Here is a 24,298-nt window from a genome sequence, read left to right on the forward strand (position 1 = left end):
TCACTTTCCATACTGTATAATACATCTTTAATTATCAATTCATTCCTTTTGGTCTATAGAAAGGAGATTCGAAATGGAACTGCTCCAGTTAAAATACTTTCAGACAGTTGCACGACTAGAACATATGACAAAGGCAGCTGAAGAATTGCATATCGCGCAACCTTCACTCAGCAAAACAATCGCTAGACTCGAAAAGGATTTAGGCGTCCCTTTATTTGATCGCCAAGGCCGACAGATTACTTTAAATTCTTTCGGAAAAGTATTTTTAAAACGGGTAGAATGTATTTTTCATGAATTAAGTGAAGGGGAACGAGAAATTAAAGATTTAGCCGAATTACAACAAGGCTCTATTACAATGGCCGTTTCTATTCCAAGAATATTACCAGAACTACTAGGTTCTTTTTTACGAGAACATCCTAATGTTCGATTCCAGCAATTTCTTGCGTCTACTCCTTCTATGAAACGACAACTGGAAAATATGGAAATTGACTTTTGTCTTTCCTCTGTACCAGTTGAAGGAGAAGAAATTGTTTGGGAACCACTTATTACAGAAGAAATTTTCTTAGTCGTTCCTTCAGGCCATCGGTTATCAAACCGCGAAAGTATCCACCTGCATGAAGTAAAAGACGAACCGTTTATTAGTATGAATACTGGCTATGGATTTCGGCACTTAACGGATGAATTTTGTAAAGAAGCTGGTTTCACTCCGCATATTGCTTTTGAAGTAGATGAACCGACAGTGATTAGCGACCTCATTAAGCAAGGTCTCGGCATCGCTTTTGTTCCAAATTTAACTTTATTAAAAAACTCTACTTTAGCAGCAAACAAGTTGCGTATTATTGAACCCGCTTGTAAGCGAACCATCGGATTAAGTTGGTCAAAAAAGCGATACTTATCAAAAACAGCTCAGCAATTCCGTGAATTCGTGATTGACTACTTCTCTAATATTAGGACGCAAAATTATATCAACCAATAAAAGGTGCCACCCTCATATGGTGGCACCTTTTATTGGTCACTCTTTTTTAATTCCATTTCAGCTAAAAGTGGTAGTACATTATCAAAAATATGCGTATTATTATTTTCACCTGTTACATATCCACCATAATATCTACTAAATACGTTGTCATTTCGGAATGTGGACATATGATCATACAATTCCTTCGCAAACTTTGTATCACCTGTTTGTAGTACGTACAAAATCGTTAGTCCATACGCGGCTGGCGATTCATAATTCACAGTTTGTTTTCCCGTTTCTAAATTGTAACGACCGTATAGCTTTCCATCCTCCTGGAATCTCTTCTTTATAAATTCCAAATAAGCAGCTGATGAAAGACCACCTAAACTTCGATGATATGCAACGTATGATTGGTCAATAAGATTCACTTCTTTATCGTACTTAAATGTACCATCTTCTTTATATTCTTTTGGGAATGCCCAGCCATGCCTTGGATAATCCGCTAAAAATTGAACAATTTCCTGATATTGCTGAGCAGAAACTTTACCGTACTTCTTCATATAAGAGAATGCACGCGGATTTATGTATGATGTTGTTACAAAATTATTTTGTTTCCCTGCATCTGCATCATAATAATCAACATAATAATTATCTTTTTTATTATAACGAAGTACAGCATCACTTAATTGATCGGCAAGGTTTTTATAACGCTCTTCCTTATACATTTCATAAGCACGATATAATTGTTCTATAATACGAAGATCATCTATAAGTGCATTTGTAGCTGACTGCCTCTCTCCCTTTTCAGAGAGTTTCCATAAAACGATATGATTCTTATATACGAAATTATCTTGAATAACCTTTACTTGCTCATCAAATAACGCCTGGTCATCTTTATCAAGTGTATATTGTAACCATAATCCCGCCGATTCTGATAAAGCTTCACGTCCCTTCGCTTCACCCGTACCTGCCTTAGTATCTACTAAACGATACGTGGCAAGCGTTCCATTTTCATTCACCATATGTCTTAAAATAAAATTTTCTGTACGGTTTCCTTGTAAAGCTGACCAAAATACAATTCCACCTAAAGCGATTAAGAAGATAACTCCAATCCCTATATATAAACGTTTCCGCAATCTTTTCACCTCCCTAGTAAGGCTAACCTTAATTTTATCAGAACATACATAAATTTAAAAAAGACAATCTATTAGATTGTCTCCCCCATTTCTATCACCCACAAACCTCTTTAGAAGGTTTATATAGCGATTGTACAAGTCGATCATATTCACGACGTGTAATTTCTTTATTATATAGCTTCAATAATAAATCTCTATGCTCTTTTGAAAATGCCATCTTTTTAATGACTTCAGGATACATAAAACACCCTCTCCATTTCACATAAACTTCTTTTTCGAAAAACAGAACTTATGTTCGCATAAAAGATTATAAAAGATTCCTGCGCAAAAAACAAACAAAATATAAGCAACTACTTATTTCTTTCTATTCAAAATATTACAACATTATATTATTATATTCACTTTTTAAATACATATATATTTTTGGTAGTTTTTTTGAATAAATCTTCCAATTCAATCAGAAAATAATGGCAAAAAAGAAGAGGAGTTTACATATGGATACGGTAACATTAGCAAGAGCATTTTTTGGTTCTTCATTAGCATTCCACATTATCTTTGCAACACTTGGCGTTGGACTTTCATTGATGATTTTTATAAGCGAAATACTCTATCACTGGAAGAAAGACTCCGACTATGCCATTATGGCGAAAAGATGGACAAAGGCGTTTGCTATTCTTCTCGGTGTAGCAATTCCAACTGGAACAATTGTCGGTGTGCAAATCTCACTTCTTTGGCCTGGTTTTGCCAAAATTGTTGGGCAAGTTATTTCTGTTCCCTTCCAAATTGAGATTTTTGCCTTCTTTTTGGAGGCTTTATTCATGTCGATTTACGTATATGCAGCCGATAAACTTCCTCCATTTATGAGATTAATCTCGCTATTTTTCGTCATGCTTGGTGCCACGGCATCCGCCGTTCTTATTACATCAGCAAATACATGGATGAATACACCAGCAGGATTTTCAATGAATCCAGATGGATCTGTTTTTAACGTTGATCCTTGGAAAGCTTTCTTTAATCCGAGTTTTGGCACAAGTGCATTCCATGTCGTTATTACGGCTTATGCAACTGGTGCGGCTGTCATTGCTTCTATCGCTGGATTTAAATTATTGAAGAAAAATTTAAGTACACGTGAAATTGCTTATCATAAAAAGGGGCTACTATTAGGGCTTGTCGTGACATTTATTACAGGCGCTACGATGTGGCTTTCAGGGCACGAATCGGCAATCGCCCTACATAAACACTCACCTGAAAAACTTGCATCTGCTGAAGCTTTATTTGAAACGACATCACACGCACCGCTATCCATTGGCGGGATTGTGGATCCTAATACGCTTGAACTAAACTATGCACTTGAAATTCCAAACATGCTTAGCTTATTAGTGGGACTAGACCCTAGCACTGTCGTAAAAGGTCTAAATGAATTCCCACAAGAAACATGGCCACCATTTTATACACATACACTGTTCAACTTAATGGTCGGCACTGCTGCGTTTACCTTTGCAGTTGCAGCAATTGCTCTCTTATATTGGTACTTCGTTTACCGAAAAAAGGGGACAGAACTACCGAAGTGGCTACTTTGGGGGGCTGCCGCATGCGGACCAATTATGATGCTCGGTATTGAATTCGGATGGATTTTCAGTTGTAGCGGTCGTCAGCCATGGACAATTTATGGTATGCAACGTACAGTCGATGCTTCTACTCGCGCTGATTTCGTCGGTCCTTTATTTGTTTTATTCATCATTTTATATATTGGACTCGCTATTTTAACAGTCTTTGTTCTACGGACATTCTTTAGAAGACATCCATTAAAGAATGATTTACAACACCAAGGAGGCGATTCTCGTGCATGAGGAAAGTATTGCAATCATCATCTTATGGGCCCTTATTTTCGTATACAGTATATTAGGGTCCATCGATTTTGGAGCTGGTTTTTGGGGCATGGTATACGCAAAACATCCAACGCTCGCTGCCAAACTTGCCAATCGGTACTTATCACCAACTTGGGAAGTAACAAATACGTTTCTCGTTTTCGTCGTTGTCGCATTTCTCGGCTTCTTTCCGAAAGCGGCCTTTACTCTTGCAACCGTTATGTTCGTACCAGTTATGTTAATTTTAGTACTCGTTGCAGTACGTAGTACATTTATGGTATTTGCTTACTCCTTGCCAAAATATCAGTACCTTCTTCGGGTTATTTCAGGTATTACTGGTCTCTTAATTCCAGCACTATTAATTACCGTTTTACCCGTTACAGAGGGAGCGTATATTACAATGTCTGAAGGAAGAGAAGTACTCCTGTATGGAAAACTTCTTTCTAGCCCGGTTATCTATTGTTATATGCTCTTCGGACTAACGTCTGAACTATTTCTCTCCTCTCTCTTTCTTGCTGATTTTGCGAGAGAGCAAGGTTCAGAAGATGCATACAAACTTTATAGAAGGAATGCCATCATACTTGGCCCTGCAACACTTGTTACGGCGATTATCGCTCTCGTTGTAATGGATCCAGAAACACATTGGCTTATGCAAGGATTAATAAAGCAATTCCCATGGTTTACAGTTTCTATTGTTCTATTCGTTATCGGATACTCGTCCCTTTGGTGGACAAACAAGAAGTATAACACACTAGGATTCCCTCGCATTGCTGTTTTAGCTGTCGTCGCTCAATATGCATTTGCAAGCTATGCTTACGGGGTCGCGCATTTACCGTATATTATTTATCCTGACGTAACTGTATTTACAAGCTTTACAACGAAAGAAACGTTCTATGCACTGCTCATTCTATACGCAATTGGGATTGCAATTTTATTACCAGGATTTATTTTCTTCTGGAATTTATTCTTGAAGGATCGTACTTTTTTGAAGGAAAAATAATATAGCCTTGGAGTCTGTTCCAAAAGGTATTTTGGGATAGACTCCTCTTGTTATATTTTGTCGTTAAGTCGATATATTTTAAAAATTTCCGATATAAATCTCATTTCCTACCTTACTGCCCAATCGATTTATAGACTCCTATCACAATAGTTATTTCACTACTAGTGACACTTGTCCTTTAGCATGAAAAACACATATTCGCTTCATCTCGTTATACGTCTAGTTCTTCTTATTTTTTGCTGAATATACTACCAATATAAACTTGAGACAAGCTACATCTGTTTAAGGGAAAATAGAAAGGTAGGCAAAATATGAGCATTGAAATATGGATTACTATTATTGTATTCTTCTTAACAATGATTGTTATCTTTTGGCGGCCTCGAGGTTTAAATGAGGCGTGGCCAGCAGCAATCGGTGCTGGCATTATCCTAATTACTGGACTTGTGTCAAAACCAGACGTCATAGATATTGTTAGTAAAATAGGAGGAGCCTCCATAACAATATTAGCGACTATTGTTATGGCAGTTATATTAGAAAGCTTCGGTTTCTTCCATTGGTCCGCAGCGAAACTAGCAAATTTAGCAAAAGGGTCCGGTCACCGTTTATACTGGTATATTCAATTACTATGTTTTCTTATGACTCTTTTATTTAATAACGACGGCAGTATTTTAATTACAACTCCAATTTTAATTCTTCTTCTAAAAAACCTTCAATTAAAACCACATCAACAAATTCCTTATTTATTAAGTGGCGCTTTAATCGCTACTGCGTCTAGTGCACCAATTGGTGTAAGTAATATCGTAAACTTAATTGCATTAAATATCGTTAATATGACTCTTTATATGCATACTGCTATGATGTTTGTACCTGCAACATTAGGCTTATTATTTATGTCATGGCTCATGTATACAGTTTTGAAGAAAAAACTTCCGAAAAAATTACCTGTTTCTTCATATGATATTGAAGAAATTTTTTTCACGAAAAACTTCCATCCACTAAAAGGAAATAATTCTGTTGATACGAAACAAAAACGGACAAGATTCATGTTAAAAGTATTAGGTTTTGTCTTCCTTATGCGCTGTCTTCTATTCGTTGCATCCTTCTTATCCATACCAATTGAAATCGTTGCGGTACTCGGTTCACTCGTTCTTCTCATTTGGAGATGGTACTACTTACGAACAAATCCTGTCGACATTTTGAAAAAGACACCGTGGCACATTTTAATTTTCGCCTTCTCTATGTACGTCATTATTTACGGACTCCACAACGCAGGATTAACAGCTGCACTTGTACAATGGCTCGAGCCAGTTGTGAATCAGCATCTACTCTATGCTAGCTTTGCGATGGGCGGACTTGTATCCATCCTCTCTAACGTCTTCAATAACCATCCTGCCCTTATGATTGGTACGATCACATTAACAGAAATGGGACTAGATCCAGTCACATTAAAAACAATCTATCTCGCAAACATCATTGGTAGTGACATCGGTTCACTATTACTACCAATTGGTACGCTAGCTTCACTCATTTGGATGTATATTCTGAAACAAAACAAAATTAAAGTAAAATGGAAAGACTATTTAAGTGTATCCCTTATCGTTATCCCGCTCACAACAGTCGTCACACTATTCCTCTTATTCTACTGGGTACACCTCTTCTTTGCCTTATAAAGTGAAACTTTAATCAGTGGGGGTTTTGTTCATCCCCCACTGATTATTAGCCCTAACCAATCGGGCTTTTACGGGCAGCCCGACCCCGACCTAACTTCTTTGCTTCCGCTGAATTTTGAGGTGGGGGTCTTACTGCCCACAAATAGCGGGATAAACAACAGAATCCCCATTTGCTACCGTCTTAGCAAATGGGGATTCTTCTATAATAAAGTTAGGTACTACAGTGTGATCAATCAAGTAAAGAGGTGTAACGTGTTATTGATATAAATGACTACCAGCTTCTTTAAATTCTTCTGCTTTCTCTTTCATTCCTTTTTCAATTGCTTCTGTCGTTTCTAAATCATTTTCTTTTGCATATTCACGAATATCATGTGAAATTCTCATACTACAAAACTTCGGTCCACACATTGAACAGAAGTGAGCTGTCTTTGCCCCTTCTGCAGGCAACGTTTCATCGTGATATTCCATCGCACGTTCAGGATCTAAAGATAGATTAAATTGATCGCGCCAACGGAATTCGAAGCGTGCTTTTGAAAGTGCATCATCACGCTGATGAGCCGTTTTATGTCCTTTCGCAAGATCAGCCGCATGCGCTGCAATTTTGTACGTAATAACACCCGTGCGTACATCATCTTTATTCGGTAAACCTAAATGTTCTTTCGGCGTTACATAACAAAGCATCGCCGTTCCAAACCAACCGATCATCGCAGCTCCAATCGCCGATGTAATATGGTCATAACCTGGTGCAATATCTGTCGTTAGTGGCCCAAGTGTGTAAAACGGCGCGCCCTGACAAATATCAAGCTCTTTCTCCATATTCTCTTTAATTAAGTGCATCGGTACGTGTCCAGGTCCTTCGATCATAACTTGCACATCATGTTTCCAAGCAATTTTGGTTAATTCACCAAGTGTTTCAAGCTCAGAAAACTGTGCTTCATCATTTGCATCTGCAATAGACCCTGGACGTAATCCATCTCCAAGAGAGAACGAAACATCGTACTGTTTCATAATTTCACAAATCTCTTCAAAATGAGTATATAGGAAGTTTTCTTTATGATGGAATAAACACCACTGCGCCATAATCGAACCACCGCGTGAAACGATACCTGTCGTACGCTTTGCCGTGTTTGGAATGTAACGAAGCAATACACCAGCGTGAATCGTAAAGTAATCAACGCCTTGCTCCGCCTGCTCAATTAACGTATCACGATATACTTCCCACGTTAAATCTTCTGCAATTCCGTTTACTTTTTCCAGCGCTTGATAGATTGGTACAGTTCCAACTGGTACAGGCGCGTTACGAATAATCCACTCACGCGTCGTATGAATATTTTTACCTGTAGATAAATCCATAATCGTATCTGCACCCCAGCGAGTAGCCCACGTCATCTTCTCTACTTCTTCTGCAATAGAAGAAGATACAGCAGAGTTTCCGATATTTGCATTGACCTTCACATGGAAGTTACGCCCGATAATCATCGGTTCAGCTTCTGGATGATTAATATTCGCTGGTAAAATAGCACGGCCTTCTGCGATTTCCTTACGAACAAACTCCGGCTCTACCCCTTCACGAATCGCAACGTATTCCATCTCAGACGTAATAATGCCATTACGCGCATAGTGCATTTGCGTAACATTTGCACCTTGCTTCGCTCTAAGCGGCTTACGATCCATTTGCGGGAAAACAGGTGTATGTTTCGAAGCCACTTTCACACCGTCATCCTCTGGTTTTACTTCACGCCCTTCGTATGCTTCTACATCACCACGCCCCATAATCCAGGAGTGGCGCGGCGTTGGAATGCCTTTTTCCAGCTCGACCTTATACGCAGGATCTGTATAAGGACCGCTCGTATCATACACACGGATTGGTGGATTTGGGACGCCATTCGTTTCGCTTTGTTCAATCTCACGCATCGGCACTTTCATACCTTCTCGTGGTCCATCCACATATACTTTCTTACTCCCTGGTAAACTCGATTTCAATTCAATTTGCTCAGCTGAAACAGATTGTTTCATAAATTTTGTTGCCCCCCTGTTCGTGACAAGGACAAGATATGGCCAGCGCATGCCAAAATAAAAAGAGCCAGGTCCATAAAAAAATAAGGACCTGGCTCATAAAGACATCATTATGTAAAGCCGTTAACTTCCCTACGCTGGTACGAGCCAGATCAGGTCCAAAGGGTTAAGAAGTTCACGCGCTTCTCTCTCAGCCTACGCATACGTTAGGCACCCCTAGTTTATCACTGATTTAATTTTCAATACTTTCCCATCATACACTATAATCTGAAAAATTCAAAGTTTATTTCTTTTGTTTTTTATGGAATCATCCACGTTAAATAATATGCCTGTACATACGTCATAATACCAACAATAATTACGAAGAATAAACTATGCTTCACTGTAAAACGGAACAAATCCGATTCTTTTCCAGCAAGACCAACTGCTGCACAAGCGATGGCAATCGACTGCGGGGAAATCATTTTACCTGTTACACCGCCTGTTGTATTTGCTGCAACGAGAAGCACTTCAGATACGCCGACTTGCTGCGCTGTAATGGCTTGTAAATTCGAGAACAGTGCATTCGCAGACGTATCAGACCCTGTTAGGAATACGCCAATCCAGCCTAAGAATGGTGAGAAGAACGGGAATAGTCCGCCTGTTCCAGCTAATGCTAACGCTAACGTAGAAGATAGGCCAGAATAGTTTGCGATAAATGCAAACCCTAGTACAAATCCGATAGATAGAATTGGCATTTTTAATTCGTTTAACGTTTCTTTAAATGTCACTACTGCATCTTTTACATTCATTTTCAAAATAAACATGGAAATGATACAAGCAATTAAAATCGCTGTTCCAGTTGCCGATAATACATCAAACTTTAGAATTGCCTCGTAAGGCGTTGGTTTATTTACAATTGGCTCTGCTTTCATTACTAGATTATGCAGACCTGGAATTTCAAACTTAAATACAAGACTTTCTAAAGCCCCTCCTGGAGCAAATAATGCCTTAAAGAAATTTTGGCTCCAAATGACTACCATAACCGTTAATACGATAAATGGGGACCATGCCTTCACTACTTTTCCAAACGTTAATTTCGGCATCGATGCTGCTGTCGTTGTTGCTGCTACCTCATTATTTGCTTGCCCGGATTGATAAATTTCTTTCGGCTGCCAAACTTTTAAGAACAGTGCTAAACTCACTAAACTTACAAGTGCTGACGTAATATCCGGAAGTTCCGGTCCTAAGAACGTCGCTGTAATGAACTGCGTAATCGCAAATGAACTACCTGCTACAAGTAACGCAGGCCACGTTTGTCTTACCCCTTTAAATCCATCCATTAAAAATACGATAAAGAATGGAACAAATAATGATAGGAACGGTAATTGATGCCCAGCCATTTGTCCAATTTTATGTGGATCAATACCTGTTACTTGTCCAGCAACTGTAATCGGAATTCCCATCGCTCCGAACGCCACTGGTGCAGTATTTGCAATTAAACAAAGACCTGCTGCGTATAAAGGATTTAACCCAAGACCAGCAAGAAGCGCTGCTGTAATCGCTACTGGCGCTCCAAACCCTGCCGCTCCTTCTAAAAATGCTCCGAATGAAAATCCAATTAAAATAACGAGTAAACGATGATCGTTCGTAATCGATAATACCGATGCACGAATCACATCGAATTGACCTGTTTTTACAGAAATTTTATATAAAAATACCGACATAATGATAATCCAAGCAATTGGCCATAACCCGTACAAAAAACCGTACCCGGTTGCTGCCATTGCCATCGTGAACGGCATTTTATAAGCGAATAATGCTACTAAAACTGTAAGTACAACTGTAATAAATCCTGCCACATACCCCTTCATGCGAAAAACCGCTAAAGCTAAGAAAAAAAAGATAATCGGAATAAGTGCTACTGCTGCTGAAATCCAAATATTACCGAACGGATCATAAACTTGTGTCCATGTGTTCATTGTCCTCTCCCCCTAAAGAATCCCCTTTTAAATAAATACAATCTTATCAATAGACTATCAGGTCATCATACCTTTAAGCCTAAAAATAAAAAACGTTTAAGAAAACGTTTTCAACAACTTCCATTTATACTGTACCATAACAATTTCCATTAAAAAAGATTTTTTTGAAAATTTTATCATTTAACAAAAAAATCTTACAAAATCGTCATGTTCTTGTAATGTTCATCGATAGAAAGCTTAACTAAATTATTGCATAATAATAGTATAACAACAGACATTATTCATGAGGTGATATATATGAACGGAAATAAAATATTAGCTGCGTTATCATACTTTAGTGTACTATTTGCCCCTATCTTATTCCCTATTATCGTTTGGATTGTAGGAGACGCTGAAACAAAGCCACACGCAAAACGTGCTCTATGGACACACATCATTCCAAGTATCGCTACATTTATCGGCTTAACCATTTTAGGAATTATGGGCATAGGATCTGACCAACCAGATGTAACACTTGGAATTGGAGCAATGATTGTCTTAGCTATTTGCGGAATCATCAGCTTATACTACTTCATCTGGAACATTGTAAAAGGAATTAAAGTACTGAAAGCTTAATTTTAAACAAACGTTTGTTTAAAAAAGGACCCTTGCAAATTGCAAGGGTCCTTTTCCCGATTAGTTACTTTATCTTCTGCGTTTCTTCTTTTTTCTCATCATTTTCTTTCGGCGCGTATTCACCTTATCCGCTATAATGTGGAGCGTACTTGCCACAACAATTCCCATTAAGAACGTTACAATTTCAACCTCATGTTTCTTCGCAATTTCTATTAAATTACCATCCAGTGCGATTACATTTAATAGGAATAAAAATGGAGAAAAGACGATTAACATGTACGCAATACGAATCACATCACCAAGTATAATCGTATGCGTAAAGAAAGATCGATGTGGCATTACTTTCTTATAAGGATACCAAAATATACGTAAGAAACCCCATTTGTTATAAGCATTACTGTACGTATCTAAATCTGGTGTTAAAAATGAAGTACCTACTAAAAAACCAATTGCAAAAGTTAATAAAAAATCAAAATTTGTTAATCCATACGAAAAGAGCAAAAACAAAACAACCGGAAGGGATATTAAGTTTATTTTCGTATGCGTTCTTCCTGATGGCATAATGCACTTCCTCGCTTACGTTCGTCCTGTCACCTTATGACAGATTTCACCTATTGACCTAATTTCTGATCGATAAATGTTGTGTCTATATCCGAACCAAACCATTCTGCCAACTTCACTCGTGCCTTATCTTTCACATCTTCATTGACGTATAACGACACCTGTATTAGTGCGGCCGTTAACGCCCCTAAATCATCCGTATAGCCAATTCCAGCAATGAAATCTGGAATCGCATCAATCGGTGCAATAAAATAAGCAAGTGCTCCAATTACAATAATTTTCACTCGTTTTGGAACATCGGGTCTTTGCAAAACGTAAAACAGTAATAAACTTGTATAAATGACCGACTGCCCTGCTTGCTTTGCAACATGTTTTACTTTCTTCCAAAACGCTTCAACTGAAAATTTTTGTTTCATGTAAAAGCCTCCCTATTTTTAAAAAGAAATAAGCTACAATATGTTATCAGTAAAAGTTCATGGAAATTACACAAAACCTATCAATGAACTTTCATTGTAACAAATAAACCAAAAAAGAACAAGTGTTCGTTAATTTTTACACAATTTCCTTCATATAATAGATTTCTAGATAACCCTTATCCACCTTCGTTTCTTATTTCTCAACAAAGAAATTTTCACTTCCACTTAACATTCTGCTCTATCTTTGTTATATTTTCTAGTTGACGGACATATAAACGAATGTTAAAGTTTTCTCTGGTAGTGACAAACCTTATACAAAAAATGTAAAATGTTATAGTGTTTCTCAGAAATGAATTTTGTTGTATAATACAGAAATGACGTTATGCTTATGAGCAACAAAAGAAACCAAAAGGGTATGCATAGTTATAGTCGTATATGGGTGAATATAGAACCTTTAATTATGGCCAAGAAAACTATGTATTTTTTATTTTAGCATTTTTCGCTCCAAAATCGACCAAGCCTGATAGAGAAAGGGTGGAAATGAATGAAAGAAACCTTGAAATCGCAATTTCAAAATGTGCGTTTCACTGTATTCGTAGCTTTAGCCTTATGGCTGAAAACTTACATTATTACACGCACAAGCTTTGATTTAAAACTTGAATCTTTCATGCAAGAATTCATTTTATTCCTTAGCCCATTAGCAGCATCATTACTGCTTGTTGGTCTTGCATTATTTGCAAAAGGGAAAAAACGTAACTATATAGCACTTGGAATTAACTTTGTCTTAACAATCGTTCTTGTTGGTAACGTAATGTTCTACGGATTCTACAATGACTTCGTTACTTTACCAGTACTCGGACAAACATCTAACTTCGGAAGTTTAGGTTCTAGTGTGAAAGAATTATTTAACTACAAAATTATTCTTGCATTCGCAGACATTATCGTATTCTTCGTTCTATTGAAGAAAATGAAAAACTTTGCACCTACAGAGCGTGTAGCACGCCCGATGCGTTCTCTATACTTCGTATCAACAGTTGCTATTTTCTTCGCAAACTTAGGACTTGCAGAAGCTGAACGCCCAGAACTATTAACACGTTCATTCGACCGCGTTATGCTTGTTAAAAACTTAGGATTATATGTACACCAAGTATACGATCTTGGCTTACAAGCGAAATCAAGTTCACAAAAAGCATTCGCTGACGGTAGTAAATTACAAGAAACAGAAAACTACGTGAAAACAACACAAAGTAAACCAGATCCAAATATGTTCGGTACTGCAAAAGGGAAAAACGTAATTGTTGTCTCTCTTGAGTCATTACAAACATTCTTAATTGGCGCAACAGTTAACGGACAAGAAGTTACACCGTTCTTAAACCAATTTACGAAAGAAAGTTATTACTTTGATAACTTCTTCCATCAAACTGGGCAAGGTAAAACATCTGATGCTGAATTCCTAGTAGATACTTCTTTATATCCACTAGACCGCGGTGCTGTATTCTTCACACACGGTAACAATGAATATACAGCAACTCCAGAAATTTTACGTCAGCAAGGGTATCACACGTCGGTATTCCATGCAAACAACGCAACATTCTGGAACCGTAACATTATGTATCCAGCACTTGGTTATGATCGTTACTACAACGAGCTTGATTACAAGATTACGCCGGAAACAAAATTAAACTGGGGATTAAAAGATATCGAATACTTCGATCAATCTATTGATATGTTGAAAGAAGTGAAGCAACCATTCTATACTCGCTTCCTTACTTTAACGAATCATTACCCATTCACTTACGATGACAGTACAAAATTAATCGACGAATATAATTCTGGTGATGGAGTATTTGACCGTTACATGGTAACTGCTCGTTACTTAGACGAAGCAATGAAACACTTTATTGAGCGTCTAAAAGCAGAAGGTATTTACGACAACTCAGTAATCGTATTCTACGGTGATCACTACGGTATTTCTGAAAACCATAACCGTGCAATGGCACAGTTCTTAGGAAAAGAAGAAATCACTGCATTTGACCATATGAACTTACAAAAAACACCGATGTTTATTCACGTTCCAGGTCAAAAAGAAGGTAAAACAATTTCGAAACCAACTGGTGAAATTGATATTAAACCAACTATTCTAAACTTACTTGGTGTAGATTCTACAAATGACGTTCGATTCGGTCATGATGTATTCTCACCTGATAATAAAGGATTTGTTGTTCTTCGTGACGGTAGCTTCATTACAGATAAATACATGTACACAAACAGTACATTCTACGACCGTGCTACTGGCGAAGTTGTACAATTACCGAAAGAAGAATCTCAACCACTAATTGATCGTGCCCAAAATGAATTGCACATGTCTGATAAAATCATTGAAGGTGACTTACTTCGCTTCTCTGAAAGTAATAAGATCAAAACTGGTGAAGTAAAAACAGCTATTAAAGAAGAAAAGAAGAGCGCTGAGTAATCTCAGCCTCTTTTTTTATTTTCTTCCATACAACTGCTTATATTCATTAACTTTAAAATTACATAACCTTTACCAAATATTCACATAGGGTTAATGAAGAATCTCTATAATAAAATATGTAAACAAGGTTCTACATATTTCTTACCTCTCATCTTTCGTAAGATCCCTTAAAGAAATGTGTAAATCTCTTGTTTCTACTTTCTTATAATTGTCTTTCAACATGTTTTGTTTCCATACACAAAGCATTCAACGAGACAATGTCCCTATGAAAGATAGCTACCCTCCTTGTGCAGCATTCCATAAGAATGTTGCTTTTTTTTATTTAAAAGCAGGATTCTCATTTCTTATTTTCGAATTTGTATATACAAAATGCTGTAAAGTGAAACTTTAATCAGCCCGTTAATGCGGGGGAAATCGTCCTTACTTCTCTATGATTTACAAATACATATACGGTCATATATAGAGAATTGCTTACATAAAAATTACTATAGTGATTTTTATCTCGCAGGAATGAAAGTTTCACGTTATTTACGTACTTACGAAAGGATGGGACGGAAATTGGCATACGAAAAATTTGTACTTTGGAATGATGAAGTTATTGATACAACAAAACAACAAACGTACATAGAACTTGAAGAAAGAGGTTTGCAATTCGGAGATGGTGTCTACGAGGTTATTCGCCTATATAAAGGGAACTTTCACTTATTAGATCCGCACATAACAAGATTATATCGATCCATGGAAGAAGTAGAATTATCGCTCCCTTTCTCAAAAGCTGAACTCATCACTTTACTTTACAAATTAATTGAACGAAACCATTTCCACGAAGATGGCACAATTTATTTGCAAGTATCTCGCGGTGTACAAGCTCGCACACATGTATTTTCATATGACACCCCTCCGACAATTTATGCCTATATTACAAAAAAAGAAAGACCAGCATTATGGATTGAATATGGTATACGCGCTATATCAGAACCCGATACTCGATGGCTACGCTGTGACATTAAATCATTAAATTTATTACCAAACGTACTAGCTGCTACGAAAGCTGAACGTAAAGGCTGTAAAGAGGCACTTCTCATAAGGAATGGTATCGTAACGGAAGGAAGCCATTCCAACTTCTTTTTAATTAAAAACAGAACTCTTTACACACATCCAGCCAATCACCTTATTCTAAATGGCATTATTCGTCAATATGTCCTTTCTTTAGCGAATACTCTTCACATTCCTGTACAGGAAGAACTTTTCAGCGTTCGTGACGTTTATCAAGCAGATGAATGCTTTTTTACAGGCACAACGATTGAAATTTTACCAATGACCCACCTTGATGGAACCGCGATTCAAGATGGGCAAGTTGGGCCTATCACCAAAAAACTGCAAAAATCTTTTAATCAAATCTTGTTACAATCCAATATGGCATCTTCTTAAACACGAATAATTTCTGTCCTTTCATATTCAATATATACATTTAAATGGAAATCAAGGTGTAAATTTATGCCTTGATTTTTTTTTGTAATCTTTTTGTCATATTCAGATTCCTACATAAGTCTTGACAGTAATCGACATGCTCTTTAGAATTTTTAACAGTTGGTAAATATTTCTTCACTACATTACAGACAGAAAGGAATCGACAAATTATGAAAAAGTATCTTGCCGGTCTTGCGGCAGTGTCTGTAGCAGGAGGAGCAGCACCTACACTTGATAGTGTTCAAGCTGCACCTGAACAAAATACACAAAAAGCTGCTACAACTGTCCAAGCTTCTGCATCAAACGACTCATCTTATAAGGTAAACGCGAGCGTATTACATGTTCGTGCGGGATCAAGCACTTCTCACGACATCATCTCACGCGTTTATAACGGTCAATCACTAAACGTGATTGGCGAAGAAAATGGTTGGTTCAAAATTAACATTAACGGAAAAACAGGCTTTGTTAGTGGCGAATTTGTATCAAAAAGTGGAGCAACAAACAACAATGTAAGCACAGGCGGAAACAATAAAGTTACTGCTGATGTATTACGTGTACGTACAGCTCCTAACACTTCTAGTTCTGTTTCTGGACGTGTATATGCAGGACAAACATTAAACGTAATTGGACAAGAAAATGGTTGGGTGAAAATTAACCATAATGGACAAGTAGGTTATGTAAGTGGCGAATTCGTATCTGGCGTTTCTTCTAATGCGGGTTCTTCAAACAACAATACGAATAATAACAATAACAACCAAGAAGTAAAACCAGCAAGCGGAAACTATACAGTAAATGTATCTTCCCTTCGTGTTCGTACAGGTCCTAGTACTTCTCACACAACTGTAGGTTCTGTTACAAAAGGACAAGTAGTACAAGTTGTTGGCGAAGTTCAAGATTGGTTCAAAATCAATTACGCAGGACAAACTGCTTATATAAGCAAAGACTACGTAACAAAAGGCGGTTCTAACGAAAACGTTACAGAAGGCAACAAACAAGAGCAAAACAATAATAATGGAACTATTCAAACTGGCGGTTCTTACGTGGTTAACGCTACATCTTTACGTGTTCGTACAGGCCCTGCTGCTTACCATAGTGTAATTGGTGGTGTTTTAAACGGTACAACATTAAACGTAGTTGGATCTGAAAACGGTTGGTTTAAAGTAAATTACCAAGGAAAAACAGGCTTTGTTAGTAGCGAATTTGTAAAATTCGTTAAAGGTGGTACTACTACTCCTGAGCAACCAAAACAACCTGAAAAACCTAACCAAGGTGCAATTGGCGACTACTACATTAATGCTTCTGCACTAAATGTACGTAGCGGCGAAGGTACAAATTATAGAATCATAGGTGCACTTCCACAAGGACAGAAGGTTCAAGTAATCTCTGAAAACTCTGGATGGAGCAAAATTAACTACAACGGTCAAACTGGTTATATCGGAACACGTTACCTATCTAAAACACCAGTTGGAGGCGCAGTAGATAATAAGCCTAACAATAACCAAAATAACAATCAAAACAATAACAACAATAATAATACAGGCAATAATAGTGGCGACAGTTCTTCCGTACTTGCATATGCAAAATCAATGCAAGGTGTACCATACGTTTGGGGCGGAACTTCTGCTAACGGCGTAGACTGCAGTGGCTACATCTACCATGTATTTAAGAAATCTGGTCATAACATTAGCCGTCAAAGTGTTGCGGGATATTGGAGTAGCCTACCAAAAACTTCAAGTCCACAACCTGGTGACTTAATTTATTTCCAAAACACTTATAAATCTGGTCCTTCTCACATGGGTATTTACCTTGGGGGCGGATCATTTATCCAAGCTGGAGATAAAGGTGTAGCAATCGCTTCATTAAGTAACTCTTATTGGAAGAGCCACTTCTTAGGATACACGAAAGCACCTTAATTAATAGTTTCAAAGCCTTCTAGTTTACTAGAAGGCTTTTTTGTTACGAGTTCAACACATTACTCCCTTTCCCCTAGTTTCTCTCTACAAAAATAATGTATCCATTCTTCTATTTCATACACTTTATTCTGCAAAAACAATGCATAACGTTATCATAATGTATATATTTTCATAAAAAACATAACCTATTTCATGTCTATTTATTTTATATGTGTTTTTTTGAAGAATTTTCTTTTTATTTAAACTTTTCATTAGACGTTTGACCTCCGATGTCCATTATGATAAGTTACTTAAGATGTTATATTCGTAAATGTATAGACAACTGGTTTATACACTGTTTTTTACTATGAGGAAGGAGCATACACTGCATGAATCTTTTATGGGGAATTGGCGGCGTGATTGGAGTATTAGCAATTGCTTTCTTACTATCTTCCAACCGCAAAGCTATTAATTGGCGCACAATTTTAATTGCGCTAGCATTACAAATGTCATTTTCATTTATCGTATTACGATGGGATGCTGGTAAAGCAGGTTTAAAACACGCTGCTGACGGTGTTCAAGGATTAATTAATTTTTCTTACGAGGGAATTAAGTTCGTTGCTGGGGATTTAGTCAACGCAAAAGGACCTTGGGGATTTGTATTCTTTATTCAAGCACTACTTCCAATCGTATTTATTAGTTCATTAGTAGCAATCTTATATCATTTCGGTATTATGCAGAAATTTGTTAGCGTCGTTGGTGGTGCATTAAGTAAACTTCTTGGAACTTCTAAAGCAGAAAGCTTAAACTCAGTAACGACTGTATTTTTAGGACAAACTGAAGCTCCAATCTTAATTAAACCTTACTTAGCACGCTTAACAAATAGTGAATTCTTCACTATTATGGTAAGCGGTATGACAGCTGTTGCCGGATCAGTTCTTGTCGGCTATGCAGCAATGGGTATTCCGTTAGAGCACTTATTAGCAGCTGCAATTATGGCAGCTCCATCAAGCTTATTAATTGCGAAACTAATCATGCCAGAGACAGAAAAAGTAGATAATAACGTTGAACTTTCTACAGAACGTGAAGACGCAAACGTTATCGACGCAGCTGCACGTGGTGCATCTGAAGGTATGCAACTTGTTATTAACGTAGCAGCAATGTTAATGGCTTTCATTGCATTAATCGCTTTATTAAATGGTCTATTAGGATTAGTTGGGTCTTTATTCCACATTAAACTTAGCCTTGATTTAATCTTCGGTTACTTATTATCACCATTTGCAATCTTAATCGGGGTTTCTCCAGGTGAAGCTGTACAAGCAGCAAGCTTTATCGGTCAAAAACTTGCAATCAACGAATTCGTTGCATACGCAAACTTAGGACCACATATGGCAGAGTTCTCTGACAAAACAAATCTAATTTTAACATTCGCAATCTGTGGATTCGCAAACTTCTCTTCTATTGCAATTCAATTAGGTGTAACAGGAACGCTAGCTCCTACTCGCCGTAAACAAATTGCACAATTAGGGATTAAAGCAGTTATCGCTGGTACATTAGCTAACTTCTTAAATGCAGCAGTTGCAGGTATGATGTTCCTATAAACTTATATAGAGTCTTCTCTTTCTCCAAGAGAAGACTTTTTTCATGCACTCCAAACGCCTTTTATGTATCTATCAATCACCTTACCCCAAATATGAGGACATTATGATACAATAATGTTTAAGTCTTTTTATTTTTCTTATGAAAATAGAGATACTACTTGTTGTTGCCCTTCAAAAGAATTTAACGACATAGTCAATTTCTTAATAATTGCGCATACTACAAGTATCTATGGATGAAATAGCTTTAAGGAGGAAAGTTTTGTGAAAGATAAGTTCTATAAAATCCTCTCTATGTGGATTCTACAAATTGTATTTTATTTTACTACTGTACATGTGACGAATTATGAGCATGCGCTCATTTTTACAATAATATACGTAATCGTAAATGTACTATTCTTATTTTTAGCTGATAAAACAGCATTTATTTTCTTCATACTAGGAACCATTATTTCCGTATTTTATTTATTTTATCAAGCATGGCTTCATTTATGGAGTACATCAGATCAATGGCAATATATGATTACCCACTTCCTGATGGTAGCTAACTTCTTCATTGTATATATAACAACTCACCTATTGAAAAAAGTGATTCATGAAAATAAAACTTTAACTGAGCGTGTGAGAACGTTGGAACAATATATTGGAGAATCAAAATTATTAACTAGACAAGAATTCGAGAGACGTCAAGCGTTATTAACGACTGCAATGAATCGTCGTAATGAAACAGGCGTTATCGTTTACTTTGATTTCACTTCCTTTAGTAAATATACGAAGGAAAGTGTTATGGATCGTGTAGCTTCCTTATTAGTTGAAACGGTAAGGAATGATTTTGACCTTGCTGCTGAATATGATGAGAGTACATTAGTTATTTTATTACAGAACACAAATGAGGCTGGTGCAGATATAGTAATGAACCGTCTACAGCCAAAATTAGAAAAATGGCTTGCAGCTGAAGCAATCCAAGATATAAAAATTTCACGCGAGCAAATTGGAAACAAAGGACAGACATTGTTATGATGACTCTCGTTATACTTCTTTTATTTCTTCTGTTTTGCGTACTCGTTTTTTGGATCAGTATCACATTTTCAATTAAATATGTACTTATTTTTACGGCCTTTCTATTCTCTGGCTTACTCGTTTACTACTCTTTCTTAACAATCGCGGGTTTAATTCACCGAAATAGCAAACGAAAAGATCGTACACTAGAACATTATCCTAGCGTCGATATTTTCATACCTGCCCATAACGAGGGGGTCGTTATTAAAGATACTTTAGAGGCGATGGCGAAGATTGAATATCCAGGAAAGCTAACTATTTATTTATTAAATGATAACTCTCAAGATGAAACACCTGAAATCGGCGATGATTTCGACAAAGCTTATGCTCATATTCGCCACATTCGTGTTCCCTCCGGTGAACCGAAGGGTAAATCACGTGTACTAAACTATGGGCTTAGTATTTCAGATGGTGAATACTTCTGTGTTTACGATGCAGATAACCAACCTGAACCACACGCACTGCGAATGCTTGTAGAGCACGCTGAAACAACTGAAGATGCGGTTGGAGCAGTTGGACACGTTCGTACTGTAAATGAAAAAAGAAACTGGCTGACGCGAATGATTTCGCTAGAATTTCAAATCTTCCAGCTCCTTATGCAATCTGGACGCTGGTTACTATTCCAAACGGGTTCACTGACAGGAACAAACATGCTTCTTCGTCGCTCTGCACTAGAAGAGCTTGGTGGCTATGACCCTTATGCAATTGCAGAAGATGCTGAATTAACATTACGAATTACACAAAAAGGTTATCTCTTACCAATCGTCCCAGAATCAGTTACTTGGGAACAAGAACCAGAGCATTTAAAAATTCTTATTAAACAACGTACACGTTGGCTCCAAGGAAATTTATACATTTTAGAAAAAATGTTCTCGTCATTAAGTTTCTTTAAAGGAAAACTGCTCGTTCATTCCTTACAACAAGTTCTAGTGTATGTTGTATTTTGGCTATTCCTAATCATTTCAAACGTTTGGTTTGTAATTGGGCTACTCGGGATATTCCAAATTCAATATAGCATTCCGCTACTATTTATGTGGTATGTAGCATATATTACATATGTTTCACAATTATTTAGTGCCCAGAGTGTCGAACGAACCTTTACACCGACTAATATTTTTATTAGCGTTATTATGTACTTTACGTATGCACAGCTCTTTACGTACTTATTTATTCGCAGCTTAATCTTATATTTACGTGCAAAGAGCAAGAAACAAGTCATCGGCTGGGATAAGACAGTTCGATTTAAAAAAGATAAATAAAAATAAGCACAGAGCGCCGTATGCTCTGTGCTTATTTATTGCCGTATAAATTATATATCAGACAATACCCCTTAGCTGAAAGTAATTTCACGTCCATCCCCCAACGAACGATCGACCTTCATTTATATACGAAAAAGTGATTGCTATTTTTGTAGAACCAATTGCTTCTCTTGCTGTTCTTTGCGCGTTTCAGTCTTAGGTTCCGTGCTTTCTTGGACACTACGATGTGCCACACGTTTCAAACAAATATGCTTCCACTTTCTTTCGTAACGTTTCATTATTCTAGATGTCCCCCTTGAATGCGCTTTAAAACTATTTGAAATCGCTTACAGGAAATAATATAGCACATATACATAAAAGTGACAACACATTTCCGACATATTTTTGACAAAAATACGAATAGAATTCGTAAGGTATCGAATATTGTCGAAACCTATCGTTTTTTCTTCATATAAAGGGCATACTACTTATATAGTAAAGTATTTTATTTCCCCTACCTGCATTTCAAATTCCTTCTATATAAAGTGAAACTTTCATTAGCCATCACCAATCGGGCTTTTACAAGCAGCTCGATTTATTTGCTTTTGCTGAATTTTGAGGTGGGGTTCTTACTGCTCAGCAAATAGAGGGATAAAAAAAGAGCTGATATAAAATCAGCTCTTTTCCTTCTATTATTAATGACGCTTCATACGTCCTTCTTTTTGTAACTCTTTAAATAATGCTGCCATCATAAAGAAAATAACAAAGACGAATGGGAATGCTGCAATGATAGCTGCCGTTTGTAAGGCTTCTAATCCGCCAATATATAATAAGGTAGAAGCTATCGCGGCTAGAACGATACCCCAAATCATTTTAATACGATTTGGTGGGTTTAAACTACCATGTGTCGTTAACATTCCTAAAACAAATGTTGCAGAGTCTGCCGATGTAATAAAGAATGTAGAAATAAGAAGAATCGCTAAAACAGATAAAGCTGATCCAAAGCTTCCCATCTGATCGAACATAGCAAACAATCCTACTTCTGTTCCCATCTCTTTAATTTTTTCAAAGATATGTGCATCACCAAACAGCTCCATGTGAATACCAGTCCCGCCGAAAACGGAGAACCAAAGCGCACCGATTACGGTCGGTACAAGTAACACACCGATAACAAACTCACGAATTGTACGACCTCGTGAAACACGAGCAATAAACGTACCTACGAACGGTGACCACGCAATCCACCATGCCCAATAGAAAATTGTCCATGACTGAATCCATTGATTTCCGCCTTCATCCAATGGACTTAAACGGAAACTCATACTTGGCAATTCCTGAATATAAGAACCTATTGTTGAAGTGAAGTAATTCATAATAAAGTTTGTTGGACCTGCAAATAATACAATGATCATAAGTGCAAATGCAAAAATAATGTTCGTATTACTTAAATATTTAATTCCTTTATCAAGACCTGTTTGTGCAGATAACATGAAAAGAACTGTTACGATTGCAATAATAACTAACTGTGTCGTTAATGAATTCGGAATAGATGTTAAATAGCTAACACCACCTGCAATTTGTTTTGCACCGAGACCTAATGAAGTTGCAACACCAAACACAGTTGCGAAAACAGCTAACACATCAAATGAATGAGCAATACGTCCGTGTTCCCCGCCCTTAAATAACGGACCTACCGTCGCACTAATCGTACTTGCTTTTCCTTTTCTAAAGGTAAAATAAGCAATACATAACGCTACAAACGCATATAGTCCCCAAGGATGTAATCCCCAATGGAAAAATGAAAAACGCAATGCAAGGCGCGCACTTTCCTCAGTTGCACCTTCTCCAAACGGAGGTGCGTACAAATGGTTTAATGGTTCAGCAACGCCCCAGAAAACTAAGCCGATACCCATACCAGCACTAAATAGCATAGCAAACCATGTCATATAACTATAATCAGGTTCGTCATCATCTTTACCTAAACGAATAGAACCGTATTTCGAAACAATTAAAAAGATAGACACACCTAAAATAATAGAAACGGAAATAATATAAAACCACCCAAACTTACTAACTAATGCAGTTTGAATTGCAGTTGTTACATTTCCTAAGCTACCTTTTCCAATAATAGATTCGGGAATAATCCCCCAAATTGTAAATGCAATACATAATGTTAATGAAACGATGAATGTTTTTGTCAGTTTCCTCATCAAATCCCCCTTCGTAGGTTTCGCTTTTGTAAATAACATAAATTCCGATATGTAAAATCGGATAGAAAACTATAATTTTGCGGTGATTTTCTTACTTTCACCTTCACCAATTCGAATTCTTATAGACAGCCTTACCTTTCGTATAACCTTTTCACTCTGC

At 37.1% G+C, this 24,298-nt stretch carries 18 protein-coding genes and 1 riboswitch; of the genes, 11 read left to right on the forward strand and 7 right to left on the reverse strand.

What is annotated here, in order from left to right; translation table 11 throughout:
- Positions 1–73: 73 nt before the first annotated feature.
- Positions 74–976 (forward strand): LysR family transcriptional regulator, encoded by a 903-nt coding sequence (locus DOS87_RS28295; protein WP_097980965.1) that lies wholly within the window; start codon positions 74–76, stop codon positions 974–976.
- 29 nt (positions 977–1,005) lie between these two features.
- On the opposite strand, the gene DOS87_RS28300 is transcribed toward DOS87_RS28295, so the two are convergent.
- Positions 1,006–2,091, reverse strand: coding sequence for a hypothetical protein (locus DOS87_RS28300; RefSeq protein ID WP_001231674.1), 1,086 nt, complete (start codon positions 2,089–2,091; stop codon positions 1,006–1,008).
- 94 nt (positions 2,092–2,185) lie between these two features.
- Positions 2,186–2,332, reverse strand: coding sequence for a hypothetical protein (locus DOS87_RS28305; RefSeq protein WP_098425232.1), 147 nt, complete (start codon positions 2,330–2,332; stop codon positions 2,186–2,188).
- Positions 2,333–2,585: 253 nt separating this feature from the next.
- Between DOS87_RS28305 and cydA the strand changes: the two genes are divergently transcribed.
- The 3 genes from cydA (at position 2,586) to DOS87_RS28320 (ending at position 6,629) form a co-directional block, all read left to right on the forward strand.
- Positions 2,586–3,941: a cytochrome ubiquinol oxidase subunit I gene (cydA, locus tag DOS87_RS28310; protein ID WP_000381974.1), complete on the forward strand. Its 1,356-nt coding sequence runs from the start codon at positions 2,586–2,588 to the stop codon at positions 3,939–3,941.
- On the forward strand, positions 3,934–4,959 hold the full coding sequence (locus DOS87_RS28315) for a cytochrome d ubiquinol oxidase subunit II (RefSeq protein ID WP_000544189.1): 1,026 nt from the start codon (positions 3,934–3,936) through the stop codon (positions 4,957–4,959). The genes cydA and DOS87_RS28315 overlap by 8 nt, the downstream gene beginning before the upstream one ends.
- A gap of 311 nt (positions 4,960–5,270) precedes the next feature.
- Positions 5,271–6,629, forward strand: coding sequence for an arsenic transporter (locus DOS87_RS28320; protein ID WP_000021125.1), 1,359 nt, complete (start codon positions 5,271–5,273; stop codon positions 6,627–6,629).
- A 255-nt stretch (positions 6,630–6,884) separates the two neighbouring features.
- On the opposite strand, the gene thiC is transcribed toward DOS87_RS28320, so the two are convergent.
- Together thiC and lldP are read right to left on the reverse strand one after the other, a co-directional pair.
- The gene (gene thiC / locus DOS87_RS28325; protein ID WP_151525210.1) at positions 6,885–8,645 is read right to left on the reverse strand and encodes a phosphomethylpyrimidine synthase ThiC; all 1,761 of its coding nucleotides are present in this window, start codon (positions 8,643–8,645) and stop codon (positions 6,885–6,887) included.
- 112 nt (positions 8,646–8,757) lie between these two features.
- Positions 8,758–8,873, reverse strand: a riboswitch (TPP riboswitch).
- Between the two features lie 71 nt (positions 8,874–8,944).
- Positions 8,945–10,606 carry an L-lactate permease gene (gene lldP / locus DOS87_RS28330; protein ID WP_001099345.1) on the reverse strand — a complete coding sequence of 554 codons (1,662 nt, stop codon included), beginning with the start codon at positions 10,604–10,606 and terminating at the stop codon, positions 8,945–8,947.
- Between the two features lie 297 nt (positions 10,607–10,903).
- Between lldP and DOS87_RS28335 the strand changes: the two genes are divergently transcribed.
- Positions 10,904–11,221, forward strand: a complete 318-nt coding sequence (locus tag DOS87_RS28335; RefSeq protein ID WP_001014091.1) for a magnetosome magnetite crystal formation protein family — start codon at positions 10,904–10,906, stop codon at positions 11,219–11,221.
- A gap of 69 nt (positions 11,222–11,290) precedes the next feature.
- Here DOS87_RS28335 and DOS87_RS28340 read toward each other — a convergent pair whose 3' ends face one another.
- Both DOS87_RS28340 and DOS87_RS28345 read right to left on the reverse strand, forming a co-directional pair.
- Entirely contained in the window at positions 11,291–11,782 is a 492-nt protein-coding gene (locus tag DOS87_RS28340; RefSeq protein ID WP_001139059.1) for a metal-binding protein, read from the reverse strand.
- 50 nt (positions 11,783–11,832) lie between these two features.
- Positions 11,833–12,198 (reverse strand): YkvA family protein, encoded by a 366-nt coding sequence (locus DOS87_RS28345; protein ID WP_000810378.1) that lies wholly within the window; start codon positions 12,196–12,198, stop codon positions 11,833–11,835.
- A gap of 544 nt (positions 12,199–12,742) precedes the next feature.
- Here DOS87_RS28345 and DOS87_RS28350 point away from each other — a divergent pair.
- From DOS87_RS28350 to DOS87_RS28375, 6 genes are all read left to right on the forward strand, one after another.
- Positions 12,743–14,671 (forward strand): LTA synthase family protein, encoded by a 1,929-nt coding sequence (locus DOS87_RS28350; protein ID WP_000665344.1) that lies wholly within the window; start codon positions 12,743–12,745, stop codon positions 14,669–14,671.
- A gap of 546 nt (positions 14,672–15,217) precedes the next feature.
- Complete coding sequence (locus DOS87_RS28355) at positions 15,218–16,102, forward strand: D-amino-acid transaminase (protein ID WP_079997269.1); 885 nt, start codon at positions 15,218–15,220, stop codon at positions 16,100–16,102.
- 209 nt (positions 16,103–16,311) lie between these two features.
- The gene (locus tag DOS87_RS28360; protein ID WP_086389727.1) at positions 16,312–18,054 is read left to right on the forward strand and encodes a C40 family peptidase; all 1,743 of its coding nucleotides are present in this window, start codon (positions 16,312–16,314) and stop codon (positions 18,052–18,054) included.
- A gap of 368 nt (positions 18,055–18,422) precedes the next feature.
- Positions 18,423–19,634, forward strand: coding sequence for a NupC/NupG family nucleoside CNT transporter (locus tag DOS87_RS28365; RefSeq protein WP_001051018.1), 1,212 nt, complete (start codon positions 18,423–18,425; stop codon positions 19,632–19,634).
- Between the two features lie 261 nt (positions 19,635–19,895).
- Positions 19,896–20,651, forward strand: a complete 756-nt coding sequence (locus DOS87_RS28370) for a nucleotidyl cyclase domain-containing protein (RefSeq protein WP_000653230.1) — start codon at positions 19,896–19,898, stop codon at positions 20,649–20,651.
- Positions 20,648–21,949 carry a glycosyltransferase family 2 protein gene (locus DOS87_RS28375; protein WP_000988755.1) on the forward strand — a complete coding sequence of 434 codons (1,302 nt, stop codon included), beginning with the start codon at positions 20,648–20,650 and terminating at the stop codon, positions 21,947–21,949. Before DOS87_RS28370 ends, DOS87_RS28375 begins: the two co-directional genes overlap by 4 nt.
- 674 nt (positions 21,950–22,623) lie before the next feature.
- Here the strand turns inward: DOS87_RS28375 and opuD are convergent.
- Complete coding sequence (gene opuD / locus DOS87_RS28380; protein WP_001230116.1) at positions 22,624–24,138, reverse strand: glycine betaine transporter OpuD; 1,515 nt, start codon at positions 24,136–24,138, stop codon at positions 22,624–22,626.
- Positions 24,139–24,298 lie beyond the last annotated feature (160 nt).

This window comes from Bacillus sp. CR71 (genome assembly GCF_003429245.1).
Classification (GTDB): Bacteria; Bacillota; Bacilli; order Bacillales; family Bacillaceae_G; genus Bacillus_A; species Bacillus_A thuringiensis_S.

What these genes read in the sequence shown, in the direction of transcription:
- DOS87_RS28295 (WP_097980965.1), top strand. Translation starts at nt 74, where the DNA reads ATGGAACTGCTCCAGTTAAAATACTTTCAGACAGTTGCACGACTAGAA.
- DOS87_RS28305 (WP_098425232.1), bottom strand. Translation starts at nt 2,332, where the DNA reads ATGTATCCTGAAGTCATTAAAAAGATGGCATTTTCAAAAGAGCATAGA.
- cydA (WP_000381974.1), top strand. Translation starts at nt 2,586, where the DNA reads ATGGATACGGTAACATTAGCAAGAGCATTTTTTGGTTCTTCATTAGCA.
- DOS87_RS28320 (WP_000021125.1), top strand. Translation starts at nt 5,271, where the DNA reads ATGAGCATTGAAATATGGATTACTATTATTGTATTCTTCTTAACAATG.
- thiC (WP_151525210.1), bottom strand. Translation starts at nt 8,645, where the DNA reads ATGAAACAATCTGTTTCAGCTGAGCAAATTGAATTGAAATCGAGTTTA.
- lldP (WP_001099345.1), bottom strand. Translation starts at nt 10,606, where the DNA reads ATGAACACATGGACACAAGTTTATGATCCGTTCGGTAATATTTGGATT.
- DOS87_RS28335 (WP_001014091.1), top strand. Translation starts at nt 10,904, where the DNA reads ATGAACGGAAATAAAATATTAGCTGCGTTATCATACTTTAGTGTACTA.
- DOS87_RS28340 (WP_001139059.1), bottom strand. Translation starts at nt 11,782, where the DNA reads ATGCCATCAGGAAGAACGCATACGAAAATAAACTTAATATCCCTTCCG.
- DOS87_RS28345 (WP_000810378.1), bottom strand. Translation starts at nt 12,198, where the DNA reads ATGAAACAAAAATTTTCAGTTGAAGCGTTTTGGAAGAAAGTAAAACAT.
- DOS87_RS28350 (WP_000665344.1), top strand. Translation starts at nt 12,743, where the DNA reads ATGAAAGAAACCTTGAAATCGCAATTTCAAAATGTGCGTTTCACTGTA.
- DOS87_RS28355 (WP_079997269.1), top strand. Translation starts at nt 15,218, where the DNA reads ATGGGACGGAAATTGGCATACGAAAAATTTGTACTTTGGAATGATGAA.
- DOS87_RS28360 (WP_086389727.1), top strand. Translation starts at nt 16,312, where the DNA reads ATGAAAAAGTATCTTGCCGGTCTTGCGGCAGTGTCTGTAGCAGGAGGA.
- DOS87_RS28365 (WP_001051018.1), top strand. Translation starts at nt 18,423, where the DNA reads ATGAATCTTTTATGGGGAATTGGCGGCGTGATTGGAGTATTAGCAATT.
- DOS87_RS28375 (WP_000988755.1), top strand. Translation starts at nt 20,648, where the DNA reads ATGATGACTCTCGTTATACTTCTTTTATTTCTTCTGTTTTGCGTACTC.
- opuD (WP_001230116.1), bottom strand. Translation starts at nt 24,138, where the DNA reads ATGAGGAAACTGACAAAAACATTCATCGTTTCATTAACATTATGTATT.